Raw genomic sequence first — 19,860 nt, 5'->3', positions numbered from 1 at the left:
GGTGGCGCCCGGCCACGCTCAGGCGGCCAGCGGCGGCGGATGCGTGCCGTTCAACATGTAGTCGATCAGCTCGCGCACGGGACGCATGGCGGCGCCGAACGGCAGCGCCTCGCTGCCGCGGAAGAACAGGCCCCGCTTGCGGTCGCCCTCCAGCGCAAAGGCCAGCTGGGTATCGATACAGAACTGCCCTGCTTTCGCGTCGCCGTCGCGCCAGCCGCACTGCTGCAGGCATTCGATGCCCACCGTGCAGGGCTTGGGACGGGCTTTCGACTGCAGCTTGGTTTCCTTGTCCAGGTAGCGCATCAGCCAGGGCGTGCGCACGGCGCGCGCCGGCAGGCCGGCCGCGCTCATGAAGGTGACGGTGTCCTGCTCGCCCGCTTCCAGCAGCACGTCCTTGAACACCTGGTGGGCATCGCCTTCGGTGCTGACGGCGAACGGCGTGCCAAGCTGGATGGCGCTGGCGCCCATGCCGATCAAGTCCTTGACCTGCTGGTGCGAATGCACGCCGCCGGCGGCGATGAGGGGAATGCGTTCCCGCTCCAGGCCCAGTTCGCGCATCAGCGCGTGCGCCCCTTCCAGCACGGTGGCAAAGCCGAAGCGCGGATCCTTGACCGCTTCCGCGTTGGGCGCGCCCAGGTGGCCGGCCGCGAAACGGGGATTTTCGATGACGATGGCGTCTGGCAGGCGGTTGCGGCGCATCCATTTCTTGAGCAGCAGCGCGATGCCGCGCGCGTCCGATAGCACGGGGATCAGGGCCACGTTGGGATGGTCGGCCGTCAGTTCGGGCAGATCCAGCGGCAGGCCGGCGCCCACCACCAGCGCGTCGGCGCCGCTGGCGCAGGACTGGCGTACCAGGTCGGCGTACTGGCTCACGGCCCGCATCACATTCACGGCGATCATGCCCTTGCCGCCGGCGATGCCGCGCGCCATGCCGATTTCACGGTCGAGTGCCGTCAGGTTGGCCGCCTCGATCAGGGCCCGGTCCTGGCTGCGGCCCGTGCTGTGCATCAGGTCGGGGTGGTGGCGCCGCAGGTCCACGCTGGCGATGGTGCCCATCGCGCCCTCGCGCGCGACACTGCCGGCCAGGCGGTGCGCGGACACGCCCACCCCCATGCCGCCTTGCACGATGGGGAGCAGCAGCTTGTCCCGGATACGGAACCGATTCAAAACAGTCAACAGCATAAAAGACCTTCCTGATAGCGAGCCCGAACTGTAACGCTCATGCATCGTTGGAATCCTTGATGTGTATCAAAGATTTGCGGCTTGCCAGAATGTGACAATGCAGTTCAATACTTCGCCAAGGAACAGACATGAGCAGCATCGGCACTTTTTTGGGACGCGACCACCAGCAATGCGACGACCAGTACGCGCTGGCCGAGGCGCGCGTGGTGGGCAACCAATGGGAGCTGGCCGCCAGCGACTTCGCCGCCTTTCGCGGCATGCTGGAGCACCATCTGGGTATGGAGGAACAGGTGATGTTCCCCGCACTGGAGCAGGCCATGGGCCACAGCGGCGGCCCCACCGGCGTGATGCGCGCCGAGCACGTCCACATGCGCGACCTGGTGCAGGGCATGGCCGACGCCATCGCCGAGCGCTCCGGCGATGACTTTTTCAACCATGCCGACACGCTGCGCATGCTGATGCGCCAGCACAATCTCAAGGAGGAAGGCATCCTCTACCCCATGGCCGACCGTTTCCTGGACCAGCGCATGCCCGAACTGCTGGAGCAGATGCGTGCCTTTGAAGCGGCGGCCGAACAAGGAGTACTGCCATGAACGACATTAGCGTGCAATGGGAAGATCAGGATCTGGACGTGGGCGGGCTGGAACCGCCCGAGCCCATGGTGCTGATCCTGGAGGCGCTGGACCGGCTGGAGCCGCGCCATCGCCTGCGCGTGCTGATCGACCGCGAACCGCACCCGCTGTACCGGGTCCTGGAGCGTAACGGCTACGCCCACAGCATTTCGACCCGCCCCGACTACCGCTATGAACTGCTGATCTGGGAGCCGCAACTGGCCGGCGGCGCCGCCTGAACCACCTGCCCGACTACACCATGCAACGCGCCCTGTCGCTCGACCAAAATCCGCCGTTGGCGCTGCCCATGCGCTACTTCCTCAGCGCGTCCCTGTTCGCCGCGCTGGCCGCCGCCTTGCTGCTGTGGCAGGGCGACGCCGCCCTCGCTTCGCGCTGGACGCCGGCCACGCTGGCGCTGACCCACCTGCTCACGCTCGGTTGCCTGAGCATGACCATGGTGGGCGCGCTGCTGCAGATGCTGCCCGTGGTGGCCGGCATCGGGCTGCCCCATGCCAGGCCGGTGGCCATCGTCGTGCATATCGCGCTGTGCACCGGCACGCTGCTGCTGGCGGCCGCCTTCTGGCTGGAAGCGCCAACCCTGTTCCAGCTGGCGCTCGGGGCGCTGCTGACGGCGCTGTGCGCGCTGCTGGTGGCCTGCACGGTGGGCCTGTGGCAGCAGCATTCGAGCGGCGCCACGGCGACCGTGGCCGCCATCCGCCTGTCGCTGGCGGCGCTGGCCATCACCATCGTACTGGGCGGCCTGCTGGCCGGCTCGCTGGCCTGGCCCGAACTGCTGGCCCTGCCCCTGCCCCTGCTGACGGACGTGCACGCCATGTGGGGCCTGTTCGGCTGGGTCGGATTGCTGGTGGTGGGCGTGGCGTTCCAGGTCGTGCCCATGTTCCAGGTCACGGAACCGTATCCGGCCTGGCTGACCCGATCGTTCACCACCGTGCTGTTCCTGCTGCTGCTGGCCTGCTCGATCGGCGCCACGCTGCAACGGCCGCAGGACCAATGGTTCCACACCGCCGTCGAAGCGGCCGTGGTGGGCGGCTACGGCCTGTTCGCCGCCATCACGCTGGCCCTGCTGGCCAGGCGCAAGCGGCCCAAGGCCGATCCCACCACGCTGTTCTGGCGCACCGCCATGGCCAGCCTGCTGGCCGCGCTGGTCCTGTGGCTGCTGCCCGTCGCCACCGGCGATGCCGCCCAGCCGCTGGCCCTGGGCGCACTGTTCATCGCAGGCTTCGCGCTCACCACCATCAACGGCATGCTATACAAGATCGTGCCCTTCCTGACCTGGTATCACTTGCAGGAATCGATAGGGCGCGGCGCGCCCAACGTCAACAAGATCATCCCCGAACGGCGCGCGCGCCAGCAGTTTGCCTTGCACCTGGCAGCCCTGCTGCTGTTGCTGGCGGCGTGCTACCTGCCGCAGCAGCTGGCCCGTCCGGCCGGCGCGGCCATGTGCGCCTCCTGCCTGATGCTGTGGTTTAACCTGCTGCAGGCCATGCGCCTGTACCGCCGCTTGCAACGGCAAGCACAAACCGGCAAGCATTTGGCGCCGGCCTGAACGTCCTGTCCCGAACGAGAACATCATGACACTAGAACACTGGATACGCGCTTCCACCCGCCAGATGGCGCCCCGCTCCACGGCCCTGCTCAAGCTGATCTTCAGCGACCCCGATCTCGGCGGCGACGAGCCGGTCTGGCTGCACGAGCTGATACGGCTGATGGCGCCGTTCGGCCTGGACGAGCGGGCCACCCGCACCAGCGTGTTCCGCCTGACCGAGCAAGGCTGCCTTCAATCGCGCCGCCATGGCCGGCGCGCCAGCTACGAGGTGGCGCCGGCCGCCGCCGAATCGCTGCGCGCGGCCTGGCGCCGCCTCAATGCGGCGCCGGAGCGCCACTGGGACGGCAACTGGACGCTGCTGATCAATTCCGGCGGCCGCATCGGCGCCGCCACCTACGCCACCTTGCGCAAGGCGCTGGCCAACCACGGTTATTGCGCGCTGGCGCCCAACGTGCTGGCCCGGCCGACCGATCATGAAACGCGCGGCCAGGACGACCTGACGGCACTGGGCGAGGAACCGCACCTGGAGATCTTCAAGGTCAGCGGCCAGCAAGTGACGGGTGGCCGCGCGCCGGCCGAATTCGGACGCGAAGCGTGGGACCTGAGCGCGGCCCGCGCCGACTACGACCGCTTCCTGCAACAGTGCGGCCCCCTGCGCGACGCCCTGCTGGCCGGCAGCGCGCCAACGGCCGAGCAGGCATTCGTGATCCGGGTGCTGGTGGGCCTGGCCTGGCAGCAGTGCCGCCACCACGACCCCATGCTGCCGCTGGAATTCCTGCCCGACGACTGGCCGGCCCGCGCCGCCTACGACCTGTACCGGGATCTGCAACGCGGCACGCAGGCGGGCGCGCAGCGCCATCTGCATGCGGCGCCCATCGCGATGCCGGCCATGCTGGCCAGGCCCATGCCCGTGCTGTGCGCCCAGGCGGCGTAAGCGCAGCCAGGGGCGGGTCACCGCGTACTTACCCGGCTAACGCGGAAGTTTTCGAGCGGCGCCGCAGCGGTGCGCTTTCCGGGGCAAGGCCGCAACTGCCCAAGTAAATACCCCCTGGGCCGGCCGGGTACAACAGGCAGGAGACAAGTAAAGGCGCAAACATCCGCCTCGTGGCACACTAGCGCTTTCCCCGCCGCGAAATGCGGCCCAGCCAAGGAACAGCGCCATGAACGATCCCCGCCAACTGCTGCGCCGCATGTTCGACGCGGCCGTCGCCGCCGCCCAGCCATCCCTGTGCCTGCCGCCCCACCTGCCGGCCCCACCCAAGGGCCGCACACTGGTGATCGGCGCCGGCAAGGCATCGGCCGAAATGGCCCGCGCGCTGGAGCAGCACTGGCCGGGGCAGCTGCAAGGGCTGGTCGTCACCCGCTACGGCTACAGCGTGTGGTGCCAGCGCATCGAAATCGTGGAAGCGGCCCATCCGGTGCCCGATGAAGCGGGCCTGCAGGCGGCGCGCCGCATCCGCGCCATGGTGGACGGGCTGACGGCGGACGACCTGGTGATCTGCCTGATTTCCGGTGGCGGCTCGTCGCTGCTGGTGCTGCCGGACGACGCGCTCACGCTGGCCGACAAGCAGTCCATCAACACGGCCCTGCTGAAAAGCGGCGCCACCATAGGCGAGATGAATTGCGTGCGGCGCCACCTGTCGGCCATCAAGGGCGGACGGCTGGCGGCGGCCTGCCATCCCGCGCGCGTGGTCACGCTGCTGATTTCGGACGTGCCGGGCGACGACCCGGCCGACATCGCCAGCGGCCCCACCTGCGCCGACCGCAGCACCTGCGCCGACGCGCTGGCCATCCTGCGCCGCTACGGCATAGAGGCGGCGCCCCACATCGTTCAACTGCTCGAAAGCGGCGCCGGGGAAAGCGTCAAGCCGGGCGACCCGCGCCTGGCCGGCAGCGACATCCGCATGATCGCTACACCGCAGATGGCGCTGGAAGCGGCTGCCGGGGTGGCGCGTGCTGCCGGCGTCACGCCCTACATCCTGGGCGACAGCATCGAAGGCGAAGCGCGCGACGTGGGCATCGTCATGGCCGGCATGGCGCGCCAGGTGGCGGCGCGGGGCCAGCCGTTCGCCGCGCCCTGCGTGCTGCTGTCAGGCGGCGAAACGACGGTCACCGTGCGCGGCCTGGGGCGCGGCGGACGCAACGTGGAATTCCTGCTATCGCTGGGCATTGCGTTGAACAGCCAAGCAGCCATCCACGCCATCGCCTGCGACACGGACGGGGTGGACGGGCAGGAGGAAATCGCCGGCGCCCTGCTCGGCCCGGACACGCTGGAACGGGCCTGGGCGCTGGGCATCAAGCCGCGCGATGCGCTGGCCAACAATGACGGCCACGGCTTCTTCCAGGCGCTGGGCGATTCGGTGGTATGCGGGCCCACGCTGACCAACGTGAACGACTTTCGCGCCATCCTGATCGATGCGGCCTCGCCGCCGCCGTCGGAGGTCTGAGCATTCAAACGATACCAAGCCGCAAAGATGGTATGACGAAAAAATGGGGACGTACCCCATTTTACGAAAAAGGGGTACGTCCCCATTTAATTCGCTTCCCCATTTAGTTCGTTGCTTGGGCTGTCTTGGGCACGCCCTTTTTTCCAAAAAAAAGCACCGCGGGCCGTTGCCGGCCTGCGGTGCAGCCCTTCCCCCGATCAGCCATCAGGCGTTTTTCAGGTCCGCCATGATTTCGTTGGCGCAGCGCTGGCCCGTCTCCACCGCCCCTTCCAGGTAGCCTTGCGCGACGATGGAGGTGTGCTCGCCGCAGAAATGGCAGTTGGCCTGGCGCGTCCCTTCGTAGCCGACAAAACTGGTGTAGTTGCCCGGCGCGTAGTAGCCGTAGGCACCCCTCGTCCAGGGATTCTTGGGCCAGTTGTTGAGGATGGCCTTGCCGTTCCACTGCGCCGTGCAGCCGGGGATCAGCAGTTCCCACTGCGCCAGGAAGTGGCGCGCCTGCGCATCGAGGTCGGTCTGCTCGGCATAGGCCAGCGCCGTATTGCCACCGGTGAAATTGTTGATCACGCCCGTGGCCGTCGGTTGCGCCCGCGTCGGTTCCCACGTGTTCTGGTAGCCCGTGTCCGCATAGGTTTCGCCACTGGCCTGGTAGTCTTGCCAGATGCGGCGGTTGAACTGCAGCTGGAACTTGCAGCTATTGCCCATTGGCATGGTGTTGATGGCCAGGGTTTTGCGCGCGTCGAAACCGGCCCCGCTGAAATCGACGCTGTTGCGCAGGATGGAAAACGGGATGGCCATCACCACGTGGTCGGCCACCACGTCCACGTTGGCGCTGCCGTGACGGTAGCTCAGCGTGTAACTGCCGTTCGCATTGTGGACGATCTTCTTCAGTTCGTAGCCAAGCTGGATCTGGCCCGGATCGAGCCGCGCGGCCATGCGCGTGACCAGCTGGTCGTTGCCGCCCCGGATGTGATAGCGCTCGTCCGACGTGCCAAACAGGTAGAAGCGGTTGATGCCGTGGGTGGTGGTGTTCGAGTAACCGAGCAGGGACACCAGGTTGTAGGCCGATTGCTGGCTCGGTTCCGCACCGTATTCGATGGTGTAGGCCACGTTCAGCACCTTGGCGAAGTCCGAATCCGGTCCGCCGGGCGCGTAGGCGGCGATGTATTGCGCCACCGTCATGAAGTCCAGCTCCTGGCCCCGGGCCGAGTAATTATCCCAGGTCATGGGGAACTGGGCGTGGGCGCGGTCCTGGTTCAATTGGTTGGCCATCAGCGAGAAGTCGTCAAACGCCTGGGCCGCCGTGTACATATGGCCGTTCACGTAATACAGTTCGCCCAGCCCAAGGTCGTCGCTCCAGCCGCCGCAGTCGTCGAGCACCAGGCCCAATTCAGCCGCCAGCTTCTGGATGTTGGTCTGGGCCGTGTCGATCAATTCACCGCCATTTTCCGTCACGTTCGGGCCGAAGGCGGAGGTGTTGGAGTAGCAGCGCCCGCCGATGCGGCTGGGGTTGGCCTCGTAGACGGTGGACGCGATGCCCGCCTTCTTCAACTCGTAAGCCGCGCGCAGGCCGGCCAGGCCGGCGCCAACGATGACGACCCGGGCCGCCTTGTAGCTCATGGCGCTGGCCATGGCCGGCCAGCCCAGCGCCGACACCACGCCGCCCGCCGCCGTCTTGAGGAAGCGGCGCCGGCCGGCCGCCGCGGCCCGCGCCTGTTCGTAGTTCAAATCCAGGCCGCGGCTAGCTTCGGCCAGGCGGCTGATCGCCAGCAGCTTATTGAGCAAGGGGGAATGCGCCATCGTGTTCTCTCCGACAAAGTGGGTGGATGGATGCCTGCACCGCGCCTAGTCCGGCGCAGCCGGCTCAGTTGCCGCTCACCACGCCCGACTGCGAATACATCCGCGGCCGGCCCTGGCTGTCGGCCAGCACGCTCGTCAGCGGCAGCTGATCGTCGCGCTGGCGCCGGGTAAAGCTGAGGCCGCGGTCCGCGCTCAGCAGGGAAACACCATCGAGTGCCACGCCTTGCACCTGCCCGCCGGGCAGTTCGATCAGTTCCGTGATCGAACTCTTGGTGCCGCTGTCGATGGCGGCCCAGTGCTGGCCGCCGTCGCTGCTGCGCAGCAGCTTGCCCTGGATGCCGCCGACGACGATGGTGCCGTCGTCCAGCACCACCCCGGCCCACAGCGTGCCCTTGTTGCCCGTGGCCAGCAGCTGCCAGCTGTGGCCCAAGTCGGCGCTGCGGTAGACCGAGCCTTGTTCGCCGGCCAGCAGCACATTGCCCTGGCGGTCGGGGAACAGGCGGAACAGGTTCAGGTCGGCCCGCTTGGCGCCCGGCGCGACGGGCAGCTTGCCCGGCACCCAGGACTTGCCGCCATCGTCCGTCGTCAACAACAGGCTGAACAGGCCGGCCGCGATGCCGTGCGCTCCATCCTTGAACCAGATCGTGTGCAGCGGCTGGTCGTTGTCACGGTCATCGCGCTGCAAGGTCCAGCTCTCACCGCCATCGACCGTGCGCAGGATGGTGCCCCAGTGGCCGGCCGCCCAGCCGTGCATGGCATCGGCAAACGACACCGACGTGAGCGTGACGCGGGTGGGTACGGCGCGGGCCTGGCGATAACTCTTGCCGTCGTCGTCCGACAGCAGCACCAGGCCCCGGTCGCCCACGGCCACCAGCCGCTTGCCGGCGTGGGCTGCGCCCAGGATCATGGTTTGCAGCGGATGCTTCCAGTGCATGGCGCTTTGCTGGCGCAGTTCGGCCGGCGCGCCGTCGGGCTGGATCAGGGCGCCGGCAGCGGCCAGGGCGGTGGTGGCCAGCGCGGTGGCCACGGCCGTGGCGGCCAACGCGGCGGCCAGCCAGGTCCAGTTTGCAGTCTTCATGGCGGTCGCTCCTTTAATGATTGAGGATGCCCGGCAGGCGCACCGGGCCCTTGCGGGGGAACAGCCGTTCCAGCACCACGGCGCATGCCGGCAAGGCCGTCATGGCCATCACGAGGTTAATCAGGAACATGAAGGCCAGCAGCTTGCCCATGTCGGCCTGGAACTTGAGCGCCGAGAACGACCACGTGGCCACGCCGATGGCCAGCGTGATGGCGGTAAAGATGGTGGCCATGCCCACTTCCAGGATGGACGCTTCCAGCGCCTTGACGATGTCGTCGCCGGCCGCCAGGTGGCTTTGCAGGCGGTTGTAGATGTAGAACGCATAGTCGACGCCGATGCCCACGGCCAGCACCATCACGGGCAAGGTGGCCACCGTCAGGCCGATCTCGAATTCCTTCATGAACCAGTAGCCGATGAAGGTGGCCACCGTCAGCGGCAGGCAGCAGGACACGACGGCCCGCAGGTCGCGGTAGGCCAGCAGCACCAGCAAGGCGATGGCGCCATACACATACAGCATCATGGGCAGTTCGCTGCGCTCCACTTCGTCGTTGATGGCGGCCAGTACACCGGCATTACCGGACGCGAGGCGGATCGCCACCCCATCGAGCTTGTTGCTGGCGCGGAAAGCCCTGGCCTGGCCGATCACGCCGTTCAACGTGCTGGCCTTGTGGTCGGTCAGGTACAGGTGGACTGCCGTCATGCTGCAGTCCGTGTTGACGTAGCCGCGGGTGCGGCCGATTTCCGTCGCCAGGCCCGCGTAATTGCCTTTATCGATGGGCAGCACGGCCATCTTGGGGCTGCCCTCGTTGTAGCCCTGGTTGTAGATGCGCAGCTGGCCGGCGAAGGAATTCACCGCCTGCACCGTGGGCAGCTGCTGCATCTCGGCCACAAAGTCGTCCTGGAAGCCGGCCACGGCCACCTTGTCGCAGGAATCCCTGGGCGCCTCGAACACGATACTGAGCCAGTCCAGCCCCAGGTCGTAGGATGCGGCGATGGACAGTGCATCACGGTTGTAGCGCGCTTCAGGGCGCAGTTCCGGTGCACCCGGCTGCACAGTGCCTACCACGCGGTCGCGGCTGCCCCACACGGCCAGCCCCAGCACGACGACGGTCACGCAGCACATCACGACGGCGTTGCGCGGTTCGGCCACGCGCGCCAGGCCACGCAGCCAGCCGGAGCGGTTCTCGCGCTTGAGCATGGCCTTGTCGGCGTAGGCCTGGGTGAAATTGAAGTAGGACGCGGCCAGCGGCAACATGACCAGGTTGGTGATGATTTTGTAGCCCACGCCGATGGAGGAAATGACGGCCAGTTCCTTGACCATGGGGATGGGTATGAGCAGCAGCGTGATGAAGGACACGAAGGCCGTCACCAGCGCCAGCGTGCCGGGGATGATGAGGCCCGTGAAGCTGTGGCGCGCCGCCTCCAGCGTGCTTTTGCCGTGGGCGATTTCGCGCACGATGAAATTAATCTGTTGTACCCCGTGCGAGACGCCGATGGCGAACACGAGGAACGGCACCAGCACGGCCAGCGGATCGAGGCCGTAGCCGATCAGATGCAGTGTGCCGAACTGCCACACCAGTGACGTGAGCGAACACACGATGGGCAGCAACGTCAGACGCCAAGAATGACAGTACCAGTACACTGCAAGTGCGGTGAGCAACACGGCGACGGCACAGAACTTCAACACTCCCGATGCGGCGTCGGCAATGTCGCCGATCTGCTTGGCGAAGCCGATGATCTGGATCTCGTATTTGTCATCCTCGAATTTGGCGCGGATCTGCTGCTCCAGCAAATGGTTGTAGGCCACGTAATCGAGCTTCTTGCCGTCGGCGCCCACCTCGGCCAGTTCGGCCGAAATCATGGCGCTGCCCTGGTCGCGTGCCACCAGCACGCCCACATAGCCGCCCTGGCTGGTGGCGCGCTGGATGTCGCCGATCACGTCCGGTGTCAGGCTGTCCACCGTCACGGTGCCGGGAATGACGGGCTGGGCGCGGAAGCCCTCCTCCGTGATCTCGTTGACGAAACTGTTGGGTGTCCACAGCGACTGCACGCCGGCCCGGTCCACATAGGGCAGGAACATGACGGCCTGGGTCACGTTGTAGAGCTTGGTCAGCGCCGGCTTGTTCCACATGGTGCCCTGGCGCGCCTTGACCACGATGGTCAGGCGGTTGGCACCGAACAGCTGGTCGCGGTATTTCTGGAACGTGGCGATGTATTCATGGCCGACCGGCATCTGCTTGTCGAAACCGGCCTCCATTTTCAGCTGCACGGCAAAAAACGCCATCAGCGCCGTGAGCGCTGACAGCGAAACCAGCACCGCCAGGCGGCGCCGGAACAGGAACGATTCAAAAAATTGCACTACTTTGGCCAGCATGGTCATTCCTTCCATTCAAACAGGACGTCCGCCGGGACGGACGCCCGCGTCTCAGAAGCTGTACGAGACGAAACCGCCGATGAAGCGGCGATCCTTGTACACCTGGCGCATCGGATCGCTCTTGCCGCCGAAATAGGTGGTCAGGTTGATGCCGGCCTGCCACTTGATCGGGTTCTGGTTAAACAGCAGATAGAAATTGGCCGACTTGGCCCCGGCCAGGTAGTTGGCCGTGAAGTTGGGCGTATCGCCCTTGACCGAATGCGACAGGGTGGCGCCCGGCGTCAGCTGCCAGCCGTCGATCACGGTGCCGTCGTAGGTCCAGTTGAAGTCGAGCACGTAGCCAAACGAGGTGGCCGTGCCGCCGCCCTTGGCGATCGGGTTGGCCGGATCGCTGCGGTCCAGGAAGGTCAGGTAGCCGGCGGCCGGCACCTGGTCCACCGTCACGCCGTCGATCACGCGCGTGATGCGGGTGTTGCGCCCGATGCCGGGGTAGTTGATGGCCACCAGTTCGGCCGTTACAAAGCCGGCGTCGGCGCCCAGGAAGTCCAGCACCGGCTTGTGGTCGCCCGGCGTGAGCTGCAGCTGCGACGTCACGTGCAGCTGATACTTCTTGTTGTCGGCCCACAGCGGGCAGGCGCTGACGACGGCGCCGTTGGTATTGGCGTCCAGCGCGCCGCCGGACAGGAAGCAGCCCGACAGCGAGACGGCATCGCGCGGCCGGTAAGACAGTTCCGCCCCCACCGCCCAGTTCCCCAGCGGGAAATTGGTACTCACACCGTACATCTTGCGGTCTTCCAGGAACTGCCACTGGAAGGCCGTGCCGCTGTTGACGATGTTGAGCACGGGCGACTTGTCGTGGTAATTGAGCACGTAGAAGCCCAGGTCGAACACCGAGCCTTGCGGCTTGTAGTGCAGCGCCAGGCCGTACTGGCCGTTGTTCTTGGGTGTGCGGTCGGCCAGCACCGGCATCCAGAAGTCGGGGCTGAGCGTGGCCAGCACGTCGGCGCCGGGCGGATTGCGCGAATGACTGACGGCGGCCGGATCGAGCGCCGTCTGGTTGTAGTTGGTGCCCATGTAGCTGACCGGTTCGCGCCCGCGGTCGTAGAAGTCGGCCACCGAGAAATAGCTGCCCACGGGCGGCACGCGGTTGCGGTTCCAGCGGAACTGGTAGTAGGCTTCCATGTTCAGGCCATTGCCCAGCGCACTGGCCACGCTCAGCATGGGCGCCGGCAGCACGGCTTCCTTGATCTGGGTGCCCGGCACCATCAGGCGCTGCAAGTCCAGCGCGTTGGTCACGTTCAGGCCGCCGATGCCGTACAGGCTCTCGCCCCAGTTGATGACCTGGTTGCCGAAGCGGATGCGGGCATTCTGCTCGCCCACCCGCACTTCCTTGCTGACCCACAGGTCCAGCAGCCGCACGTCGTTGACCACCTGGTCGCGGGCGCTGTCGGACAGGTCGGTGCGGCGCGTGTCGTCGGCCTTGAAGTCCTTCATCCAGCTGGCGCGGGCCATGAACTTGATTTTCTCTTCCGGCATGGACAGCAGCAGTTCGTGCGTGCCCTTCAGATAGGCGCTGAAGATGTCGCCCTTGTTGTAGTTCAGGTCACCGTTGTCACCGGCCGACCACTGAGCCGTGTTGGCGTTGGCACCGCACACGGACGGATCGCCCACCAGCGCGCAGTTCTGGCCCTGCAGGCGCTTGCCGAACCCCATCGTCAGGGTGGAATCGAAGGCCCCCTCCACGGAGCCCGACTCGTTCTTGACCGACACCGCCTGTGCCGGTACAGTCGCCAGCGCCATGGCGTACACCGCGCCACGCACCAGTACACTTATCACTTTCCTCTTCATTTGCTACCCCTGTATCAAATTGTTCGGATCGGTCCGGGTCCTAGCGGTCGCTGATGGCGCGCAGGTTTTCCGAGGTGTAGAAGTCGTCGTGCATGCGCGGGTTGTTGCCCGGTTCGGGATAGAAGCGCAAGTCCTTGCCGCCGCCGCTCACGTTGGAGTCCGTCACATAGCGGCCGCTGACGAAGTCGTTCAGGTAGTACAGTGCCGTATTGGTGCAGGCGCCGATTTCCCAGGCCGGATACACGCCCGACTCCTTCTGGCGCCACAGCTTGCCCTGGGCGTCGTAGTCCTCGCTGTCGGAGGCGAGCCAGGTATCCTCGTCGAAATAGAACACTTTCTTCGGCGTCAGGTGGCGCACGCCCGGCTTGACGGTCGCTTCCACCACCCACACGCGGTGCAGCTCATAGCGGCGCGCGTCGTTGTCCACGTAGGGCTGCTTGATGCCTTGGGCGCGCAGGGCGATGCTGGTGGAGCCGAAGTTGTTGTACTGGATGTACATCTCCTTCTTGCCCACGATCTTCCAGTTGAAGCGGTCGGGGTTACCGTAGAACATGAACAAGCCGTCGTTCGGCAGCTGGTTCTCGAAGCCGATCAGCGGCGTGTCGTAGGCGTAGTTGGGCAGGCGGCGCACGCGGCGCTGGCCGGTGAAGTAGTAGAACGATTCCGCATCCTTGGCCAGGAAGTAGTTCTGGATCAGGGCCTGGCCCGCCAATGCCGGCGGTTCCTTGAAGGCGTAGTAGAAGCCCTGCTGCACGCCCTTGACCTGGGACGGCGACGTGGTGCCCTTTTTCCCCCATGGGAAGTAGGCGGCCTGGTCCCAGCGCGTATCGACCCCAGTGCTGGAGCCGGGCCGCGGCGACACGGTGGTGTGCGCATCCTGCCACTCCACGCCCACGCCCTGGTAGCGCATCAGGTAGTTCCAGATCACTTCGATGCCGGCCTTGGGTTGCGGGAAAGGCACGCCCGGCAGGCTGGCCTCTTCCAGCGACCAGCCGTCGGCCGCGATCTTCGATTTGGGTGCGCCGCTGGTGGTGTTATTCAGGACGAAGTCGGGATAGGAGCAGCCCCGGTGCGAAGGGTAGACCTGCATCTGGTAGCCCTTCATCTGCTTGACCATGGCCACCTGGCCGGGACTGAGCTTGTCGGCGTGCTTGTCCACGTTGTCGGCGTCGATCACGAACAGCGGCTTTTCATCCTTGTAACGGGAGAAGTCGCCGCGCGGCTTGCCCCATGCCCAGTTGCCTTGGGGCTTGTCGGTGGCGCCGCTCCAGGCGGGGATGGTGTTGTCCTTGTTGCCCGCCTTTTCCGCGCCGACCGGGGTCAGGTCAACCGCCGCCCCGGCGCAAGCGCCATATCCCAGTGCCATGCAAAGCGCCAATTTTTTGAGTTTCATGTTTTCCCCTTGTAATGTGTTGTACCGAGCAGTGATGCAAAACAGTGGACGAACGCCAGGCTCGCCTACGCGATACGGTGGATGCCGCGGCATCCGGTGTGCTTGGATCGGTGCCGGCGGCCGTGTCAGGCCCCGGGCGTGCAGCGCCCCACCATCCGGCTGGAGGCCGGACGGTCAGGCACCGCTGCAGGTGGAGTGGAAGGCGCCGCTAACGCCCGCCGATGATGGCGATGTAGTCGGTGGTCCAGCGGCTGTAGGGAACGCAGGTGCCCTGGCTCTTGCACTGCGTTTCAGGCGTGCGCCAGAAGTGCAGCTTTTCCAGGTAGGCGATACCGTTGTCGGCGCAGCCCTTGGGGCCGAGCAGCTTGTTGTCGCAGCTGGCCGGCACCACGGGCACGGAACCGAACCAGGCGGCCAGGTCGCCCTGTACTTTCTTGTTGAGCGACCATTCCATCCACTGGTAGGCGCAGCTGGGGTGCTTGGCCTGGGCGTGCATCATGGTGCTGTCGGCCCAGCCGGTGGCCCCTTCTTTCGGGATCACGCTGGCGATGGGCTGCTTGTTGCCGCGCAGCGTGTTGACCTGGAACGGCCAGGCGCCCGAGGCGGCCACGCCTTCGTTGGTGAAGTCCTGTACCTGGGCGTTGGCGTCATGCCAGAAGCGCGCCACCAGCGGGCGCTGCTGGCGCAGCAAGGCCAGCACGGCCTGGTACTGGGCTTCGTTCAATTCGTAGGGATCCTTGATGCCCAGCTCGGGACGCTTGTTCATCAGGTACATGGCGGCGTCGGCGATGTAGATGGCGCCGTCGTACGCCTGCACCCTGCCCTTGTTGGCCTTGCCGTCCGGTAGCTTGCCCGGTTCGAACACGACGGACCAGCTGGTGGGCGCCGTGGGGAAGACTTTGGTGTTGTACATCAGCACATTCGGGCCCCACTGGTACGGTACGCCGTAGTGCTTGCCGTCCACCGTGTGCCAGGGGGCGCTGGCCAGGCGCTTGTCGATGGCGGCGTAGCTGGGTATGCGCGCCACGTCGATCGCCTGCACCTTCTTGCCGCGGATCAGGCGCAAGGAAGCGTCGCCCGATGCCGTCACCAGGTCGTAACCGCCCTGGTTCATCAACGACACCATTTCGTCGGACGTGTTGGCCGTCTTGACCGACACCTTGCAGCCGCTGGCCTGCTCAAACGGGGTGACCCAGTCGTAGTCCTTGTCGGAAGCGCCCCGTTCAATATAGCCGGGCCAGGCGATGATGCTGACCTGCCCTTCGCCGGCCGGCTGGTTCACGGCCGCCTGCCCCAGCGCCGCGGCGCCCAGTGTCGCTGCCGCCACGGCGGCCAATACGACCATCCTCAGCCGCAACTGCGGCTTGTTTTCCGTCGTCATCTGCGTTCCCTTCATCCTGTTTATTGGAATTATTGGACCAGCTTGCGCCTCCCATCCCCGGCCACCTCTGCGGGTGTCATGCCGTGCTACGGACAGGCGACGGTAGAACGATTCGGCAAGGCGGACGTGTTTTTGTTAGTACCTTGCCAAAGTGAATTGATTCTATGAATATTGCGGAATAGTCACAAGATTTTAATTTCTATACGAGGTATCGGAATAATTGATGCATAATTAAAGTACCTTCACTTGCGGCGCGGTTCCATGTCCATCTCGATACGCAATATTCGCTATTTCGCTGCCGTGGCCCAGTCTGAATCCATCACGGGCGCCACCCAGAAACTCAATATCTCGCAATCGGCCATCACGGAATCGATCCGCAGCCTGGAAGAAGACCTGGGCACCAGCCTGTTCGACCGCCACGCGCGCGGCATGTCGCTGACCCACGCCGGCCACCAGTTTCTGCGGCACTGCCACGAAATCATGGCCGCCATCGAGCGGGCCCGCAACGCCATCACCGAGCGGCCGGACACGGTATCGGGCACGCTCAACATCGGCGTGACAGGCCTGATGATCGGCTACTACCTGCCCTATCTGCTGGACCGCTACCGCCGCGTGCTGCCCCATGTGACGGTCAACGTCATCGAGGACAAGCCTGAATTCCTGCAGGATCTGCTGATTAATGGCGAGATCGACGTCGCCATCATGATCATCTCCAACGTCAAGGACCCCTATTCCATCGGCACCGAGATGCTGACCCAGTCGCAGTGGCGGGTATGGCTGCCCATCCACCATGCCCTGCTGGAGCACAAGAAGATATCGCTGGAACAGCTGCGCGAACACGCGATCATCATGCTGAAAAACGACGCCATCGATGAAATGACGGGCGCCCTGATGCGCCGCCACGTGGGCAACAACGCCAATATCATGCGCACCACCTCGGTCGAAGCCGTGCGCAGCCTGGTGGCCACGGGCGCCGGGGTGACGCTGCTGCCCGACTTTATCTACCGCCCCTGGTCGCTCGAAGGCGACCGCCTGGAAGCGCGCCCCGTGGCCGAAGAACTGCCCAATGTGGAAATCGGCGTGGCGTGGCGCCGCGGCTACGAATTGTCCGACGCCACCCGCAATTTCCTCCTGATCGCCCGCGAATACAGCCGCCAGCTCACGGCCTGATCCCCAGCCCGCCCTGTTTTTGTCCCGTTCCCATCCCGGCCCAGCCCGGCGCCGGGGGCGATATCGCTTTTTTCGATATGTGTTTTTGGAAATCAGTATTGGTAAGGGGCTTGCCCCTGCTCGTACAATCATTTCCAGTTTGACAGCCCCTGCGGCCGCCAGCGACGGCGCACTCTCCGCCACGTGCAACGATGTCATCGAAAAAGGTAGCCTTTTGAAAGCGATCGAATTCAACCATGTCAGCCGTGCCTTTGGCGCCATGCGCGCCGTCGATGACGTCAGCTTCTCCATCGAACAGGGCGAGTTCTTCTCCATGCTGGGCCCATCCGGCTCCGGCAAGACCACCTGCCTGCGCATGATCGCCGGTTTCGACCAGCCCACGGCCGGCCAGTTGCTCATCAACGGGGTGGACGCCGCCGGCGCACCGCCCTATGAGCGCGACATCAACACCGTGTTCCAGGATTACGCCCTGTTCCCCCATATGAATGTGCGCGACAACGTGGCCTACAGCCTGATGGTGCGCGGCGTGGCCAAGGACGAACGGCTGCGGCGCGCCGACCAGATGCTGGAACTGGTGCGCCTGGCCGAGCTGGGCGACCGCGCCCCGTCCGCCCTGTCCGGGGGCCAGCGCCAGCGCGTGGCCCTGGCCCGTGCCCTGATCAACCAGCCCAAGATCCTGCTGCTGGACGAGCCGCTGGGCGCCCTGGACCTCAAGCTGCGCGAGCAGATGCAGTTCGAACTGAAGGCGCTGCACCGCAAGCTGGGCATCACCTTCATCTACGTCACGCACGACCAGGGCGAGGCGCTCAGCATGTCGGACCGGGTGGGCATCTTCAACCGTGGCCGCATCGAGCAGATCGCCACGCCGCACGACATCTACAATGCACCGGCCACGCTGTTCGTGGCCGACTTCGTGGGCGCCTCCAACCTGCTGCAGGGCGATTTCTGGCAGCGCACGCTGGGCCGGGCGCCGGCCACCGTGCGGCCCGAGCATGTGCGCCTGGGCCCCGCCGGCCAGGGCGAGATCCGCCTGCACGGCACCTTGAGCGATCTGCAGTTCCTGGGCGCCGTCAGCCGCGCCATGGTCACACTGGACGGCGACCAGACCGTGATCGCCACCGTGGGCCACGACCAGCATGGCAGCCTGCCCGCCGTGGGACAGCAGATCGAGATCGGCATTCCGCTGCCGGCCCTGCGCTTCCTGGATGCGCGGCCATGAACGGGGCCGGCGCCACCATGGAGGCCAACGTCGTCGCCCGGCCACGTCCGGCGCCGCTGCGCGCGCTGTCGTCGCTGCTGTACCGGCGCCGCACGCTGTTCCTGCTGCTGTTGCTGTTGCCGCCGCTGCTGTGGTTCGGCGTAGTGTATGCCGGCTCGCTGTTCGTGCTGCTGCTGCAAAGCTTCTATACGCTCGACGAATTTTCCGGCCAGGTGCTGCCACAATTGACGCTGTCCACCTACAGCAACCTGCTGACCACACCGTCCAACCTCGACATCATCTTCCGCACCGTGGCCATGGCTTGCGCCGTCACGCTGGCCTCCGTGTTGCTGGCCTACCCGCTGGCCTGCTACATGGCCCGCTACGCGCGCGGCCGCACGCGCGCCCTGCTGTACCTGGCCGTGATGGTGCCGCTGTGGTCGAGCTACCTGGTGCGGGTGTACGCCTGGCGCCTGATCCTGGCCAAGGAAGGCATCGTCAGCTGGGTGGCCGGGCAGCTGCACCTGGGCTGGCTGCTCGATGCCGTGCTGGCCATGCCGGTGCTGGGCGGACCTGCATTGTCCACTTCCTACCTGGGCATGTTCGTCGTGTTCACCTACGTCTGGTTGCCCTATATGATCCTGCCTATCCAGGCGGCGCTGGAGCGGGTGCCGGAAAACCTGCTGCAGGCGTCCAGCGACCTGGGGGCGCGGCCGTCGCAGACCTTCTTCAAGGTGCTGCTGCCGTTGTCGCTGCCGGGCGTGGTGGCCGGCTCCATCTTCACCTTCTCGCTCACGCTGGGCGACTACATCATCCCCGGCATCGTCGGCGCGCCCGGCTATTTCATCGGCCAGATGGTGTACGTCCAGCAGGGCACGGCGGGCAATATCCCGCTGGCGGCCGCCTTCTCCGTGGTGCCGGTGGTGCTCATTTCCGTCTATCTGGTACTGGCCAAGCGCCTGGGAGCGTTCGATGCACTCTGACCGCAAGGCGCCGCTGGCGCTCAAATGCATGGCCGCACTGGCCATCGCCTTCCTGCACCTGCCGCTGCTGCTGATCGCCCTGTATGCGTTCACCACCGACGACAAGACCTTCCAGTTCCCGCCGCCCGGATTGACGCTGCACTGGTTCCACGTACTGATGCAGCGCGACGACATCTGGCAGGCGCTGGGGCTGTCCCTGCGCATCGCCGCCCTGTCCACGCTGGCGGCGATGGTGCTGGGCAGCCTGGCCGCCGGCGCCATGCACCTGGAGCGCTTTCCCGGCAAGAGCGGCTTTACCGTACTGCTGGTGCTGCCCATCGCCTTGCCCGGCATCGTCACCGGTATCGCCCTGCTGGCCTCGATCAAACTGCTGGAGCTGACGCCATCGCTGTGGACGGTGGTGCTGGGCCACGTTACGTTCTGCATCGTCACCATCTACAACAACGTGTATGCCCGGCTCAAGCGCACCCCGGCCAGCCAGATCGAAGCGTCGATGGACCTGGGGGCCGACGGCTTCCAGACCTTCCGCCACGTGGTGCTGCCCAACCTGGCCACGGCGCTGCTGGCCGGCGCCATGCTGTCGTTCGCCCTGTCGTTCGACGAGGTAATCGTCACCATCTTCACGGCCGGCGACCAGGTCACGCTGCCGGTCTGGTTCATGAACGAATTGTTCCGTCCGCGCGACCGGCCCGTCACCAACGTGGTCGCGCTAATGGTCATCTGCGTCACGGCGCTGCCGATACTGGGCGCCTACTACCTCACACGCGACATGGAAGGCTCGGCAGGCGGCGCCCGATAAGCGTCTTTTTCAGACTGAACACCCCCTCATAA

16 protein-coding genes are annotated in these 19,860 nt (G+C 65.8%); 9 read left to right on the top strand and 7 right to left on the bottom strand.

Annotation, left to right across the window (positions count from 1 at the left end; translation table 11 throughout):
• Nucleotides 1–18: 18 nt before the first annotated feature.
• The gene (locus AC3WOS_RS20990; protein ID WP_492718219.1) at nt 19–1,182 is read right to left on the bottom strand and encodes an NAD(P)H-dependent flavin oxidoreductase; all 1,164 of its coding nucleotides are present in this window, start codon (nt 1,180–1,182) and stop codon (nt 19–21) included.
• Between the two features lie 128 nt (nt 1,183–1,310).
• Between AC3WOS_RS20990 and AC3WOS_RS20985 the strand changes: the two genes are divergently transcribed.
• The 5 genes from AC3WOS_RS20985 (at nt 1,311) to AC3WOS_RS20965 (ending at nt 5,807) form a co-directional block, all read left to right on the top strand.
• Nucleotides 1,311–1,775 carry a hemerythrin domain-containing protein gene (locus tag AC3WOS_RS20985; protein ID WP_492718218.1) on the top strand — a complete coding sequence of 155 codons (465 nt, stop codon included), beginning with the start codon at nt 1,311–1,313 and terminating at the stop codon, nt 1,773–1,775.
• On the top strand, nt 1,772–2,032 hold the full coding sequence (locus tag AC3WOS_RS20980) for a DUF2249 domain-containing protein (protein WP_492718216.1): 261 nt from the start codon (nt 1,772–1,774) through the stop codon (nt 2,030–2,032). Before AC3WOS_RS20985 ends, AC3WOS_RS20980 begins: the two co-directional genes overlap by 4 nt.
• 20 nt (nt 2,033–2,052) lie before the next feature.
• Nucleotides 2,053–3,360 carry a permease gene (locus AC3WOS_RS20975; protein WP_492718214.1) on the top strand — a complete coding sequence of 436 codons (1,308 nt, stop codon included), beginning with the start codon at nt 2,053–2,055 and terminating at the stop codon, nt 3,358–3,360.
• 25 nt (nt 3,361–3,385) lie between these two features.
• Nucleotides 3,386–4,294 (top strand): PaaX family transcriptional regulator, encoded by a 909-nt coding sequence (locus AC3WOS_RS20970; protein ID WP_492718212.1) that lies wholly within the window; start codon nt 3,386–3,388, stop codon nt 4,292–4,294.
• Between the two features lie 226 nt (nt 4,295–4,520).
• Entirely contained in the window at nt 4,521–5,807 is a 1,287-nt protein-coding gene (locus tag AC3WOS_RS20965) for a glycerate kinase type-2 family protein (protein WP_492718210.1), read from the top strand.
• A 204-nt stretch (nt 5,808–6,011) separates the two neighbouring features.
• Here the strand turns inward: AC3WOS_RS20965 and AC3WOS_RS20960 are convergent, their stop codons facing one another.
• The 6 genes from AC3WOS_RS20960 to AC3WOS_RS20935 all read right to left on the bottom strand — a co-directional run bounded on the left by AC3WOS_RS20960 (nt 6,012) and on the right by AC3WOS_RS20935 (nt 15,678).
• Nucleotides 6,012–7,604, bottom strand: coding sequence for a flavin monoamine oxidase family protein (locus AC3WOS_RS20960; RefSeq protein WP_492718208.1), 1,593 nt, complete (start codon nt 7,602–7,604; stop codon nt 6,012–6,014).
• Nucleotides 7,605–7,668: 64 nt separating this feature from the next.
• Entirely contained in the window at nt 7,669–8,682 is a 1,014-nt protein-coding gene (locus tag AC3WOS_RS20955) for a WD40/YVTN/BNR-like repeat-containing protein (RefSeq protein WP_492718206.1), read from the bottom strand.
• Nucleotides 8,683–8,695: 13 nt separating this feature from the next.
• The gene (locus AC3WOS_RS20950) at nt 8,696–11,056 is read right to left on the bottom strand and encodes an efflux RND transporter permease subunit (RefSeq protein WP_492718204.1); all 2,361 of its coding nucleotides are present in this window, start codon (nt 11,054–11,056) and stop codon (nt 8,696–8,698) included.
• Nucleotides 11,057–11,107: 51 nt separating this feature from the next.
• Nucleotides 11,108–12,892 carry a DUF1302 domain-containing protein gene (locus AC3WOS_RS20945; RefSeq protein ID WP_492718202.1) on the bottom strand — a complete coding sequence of 595 codons (1,785 nt, stop codon included), beginning with the start codon at nt 12,890–12,892 and terminating at the stop codon, nt 11,108–11,110.
• A gap of 52 nt (nt 12,893–12,944) precedes the next feature.
• A complete protein-coding gene (locus AC3WOS_RS20940) occupies nt 12,945–14,297 on the bottom strand; it encodes a DUF1329 domain-containing protein (protein ID WP_492718200.1) in 1,353 nt (450 codons plus the stop codon).
• 208 nt (nt 14,298–14,505) lie between these two features.
• Nucleotides 14,506–15,678: an ABC transporter substrate-binding protein gene (locus AC3WOS_RS20935; protein WP_492718199.1), complete on the bottom strand. Its 1,173-nt coding sequence runs from the start codon at nt 15,676–15,678 to the stop codon at nt 14,506–14,508.
• 261 nt (nt 15,679–15,939) lie between these two features.
• Between AC3WOS_RS20935 and AC3WOS_RS20930 the strand changes: the two genes are divergently transcribed.
• The 4 genes from AC3WOS_RS20930 (at nt 15,940) to AC3WOS_RS20915 (ending at nt 19,828) form a co-directional block, all read left to right on the top strand.
• Complete coding sequence (locus tag AC3WOS_RS20930) at nt 15,940–16,848, top strand: LysR family transcriptional regulator (RefSeq protein ID WP_492718198.1); 909 nt, start codon at nt 15,940–15,942, stop codon at nt 16,846–16,848.
• 214 nt (nt 16,849–17,062) lie between these two features.
• Entirely contained in the window at nt 17,063–18,067 is a 1,005-nt protein-coding gene (locus AC3WOS_RS20925; protein WP_492718197.1) for an ABC transporter ATP-binding protein, read from the top strand.
• Entirely contained in the window at nt 18,064–19,029 is a 966-nt protein-coding gene (locus AC3WOS_RS20920) for an ABC transporter permease (RefSeq protein ID WP_492718196.1), read from the top strand. Before AC3WOS_RS20925 ends, AC3WOS_RS20920 begins: the two co-directional genes overlap by 4 nt.
• Nucleotides 19,019–19,828 carry an ABC transporter permease gene (locus tag AC3WOS_RS20915; protein ID WP_492718195.1) on the top strand — a complete coding sequence of 270 codons (810 nt, stop codon included), beginning with the start codon at nt 19,019–19,021 and terminating at the stop codon, nt 19,826–19,828. Before AC3WOS_RS20920 ends, AC3WOS_RS20915 begins: the two co-directional genes overlap by 11 nt.
• Nucleotides 19,829–19,860: the final 32 nt, after the last annotated feature.

The organism is Rugamonas sp. FW305-51 (assembly GCF_058786935.1).
The sequence above is the reverse complement of the archived record's forward strand: the minus strand, read 5'-3'. Positions and strand labels throughout refer to the sequence as shown.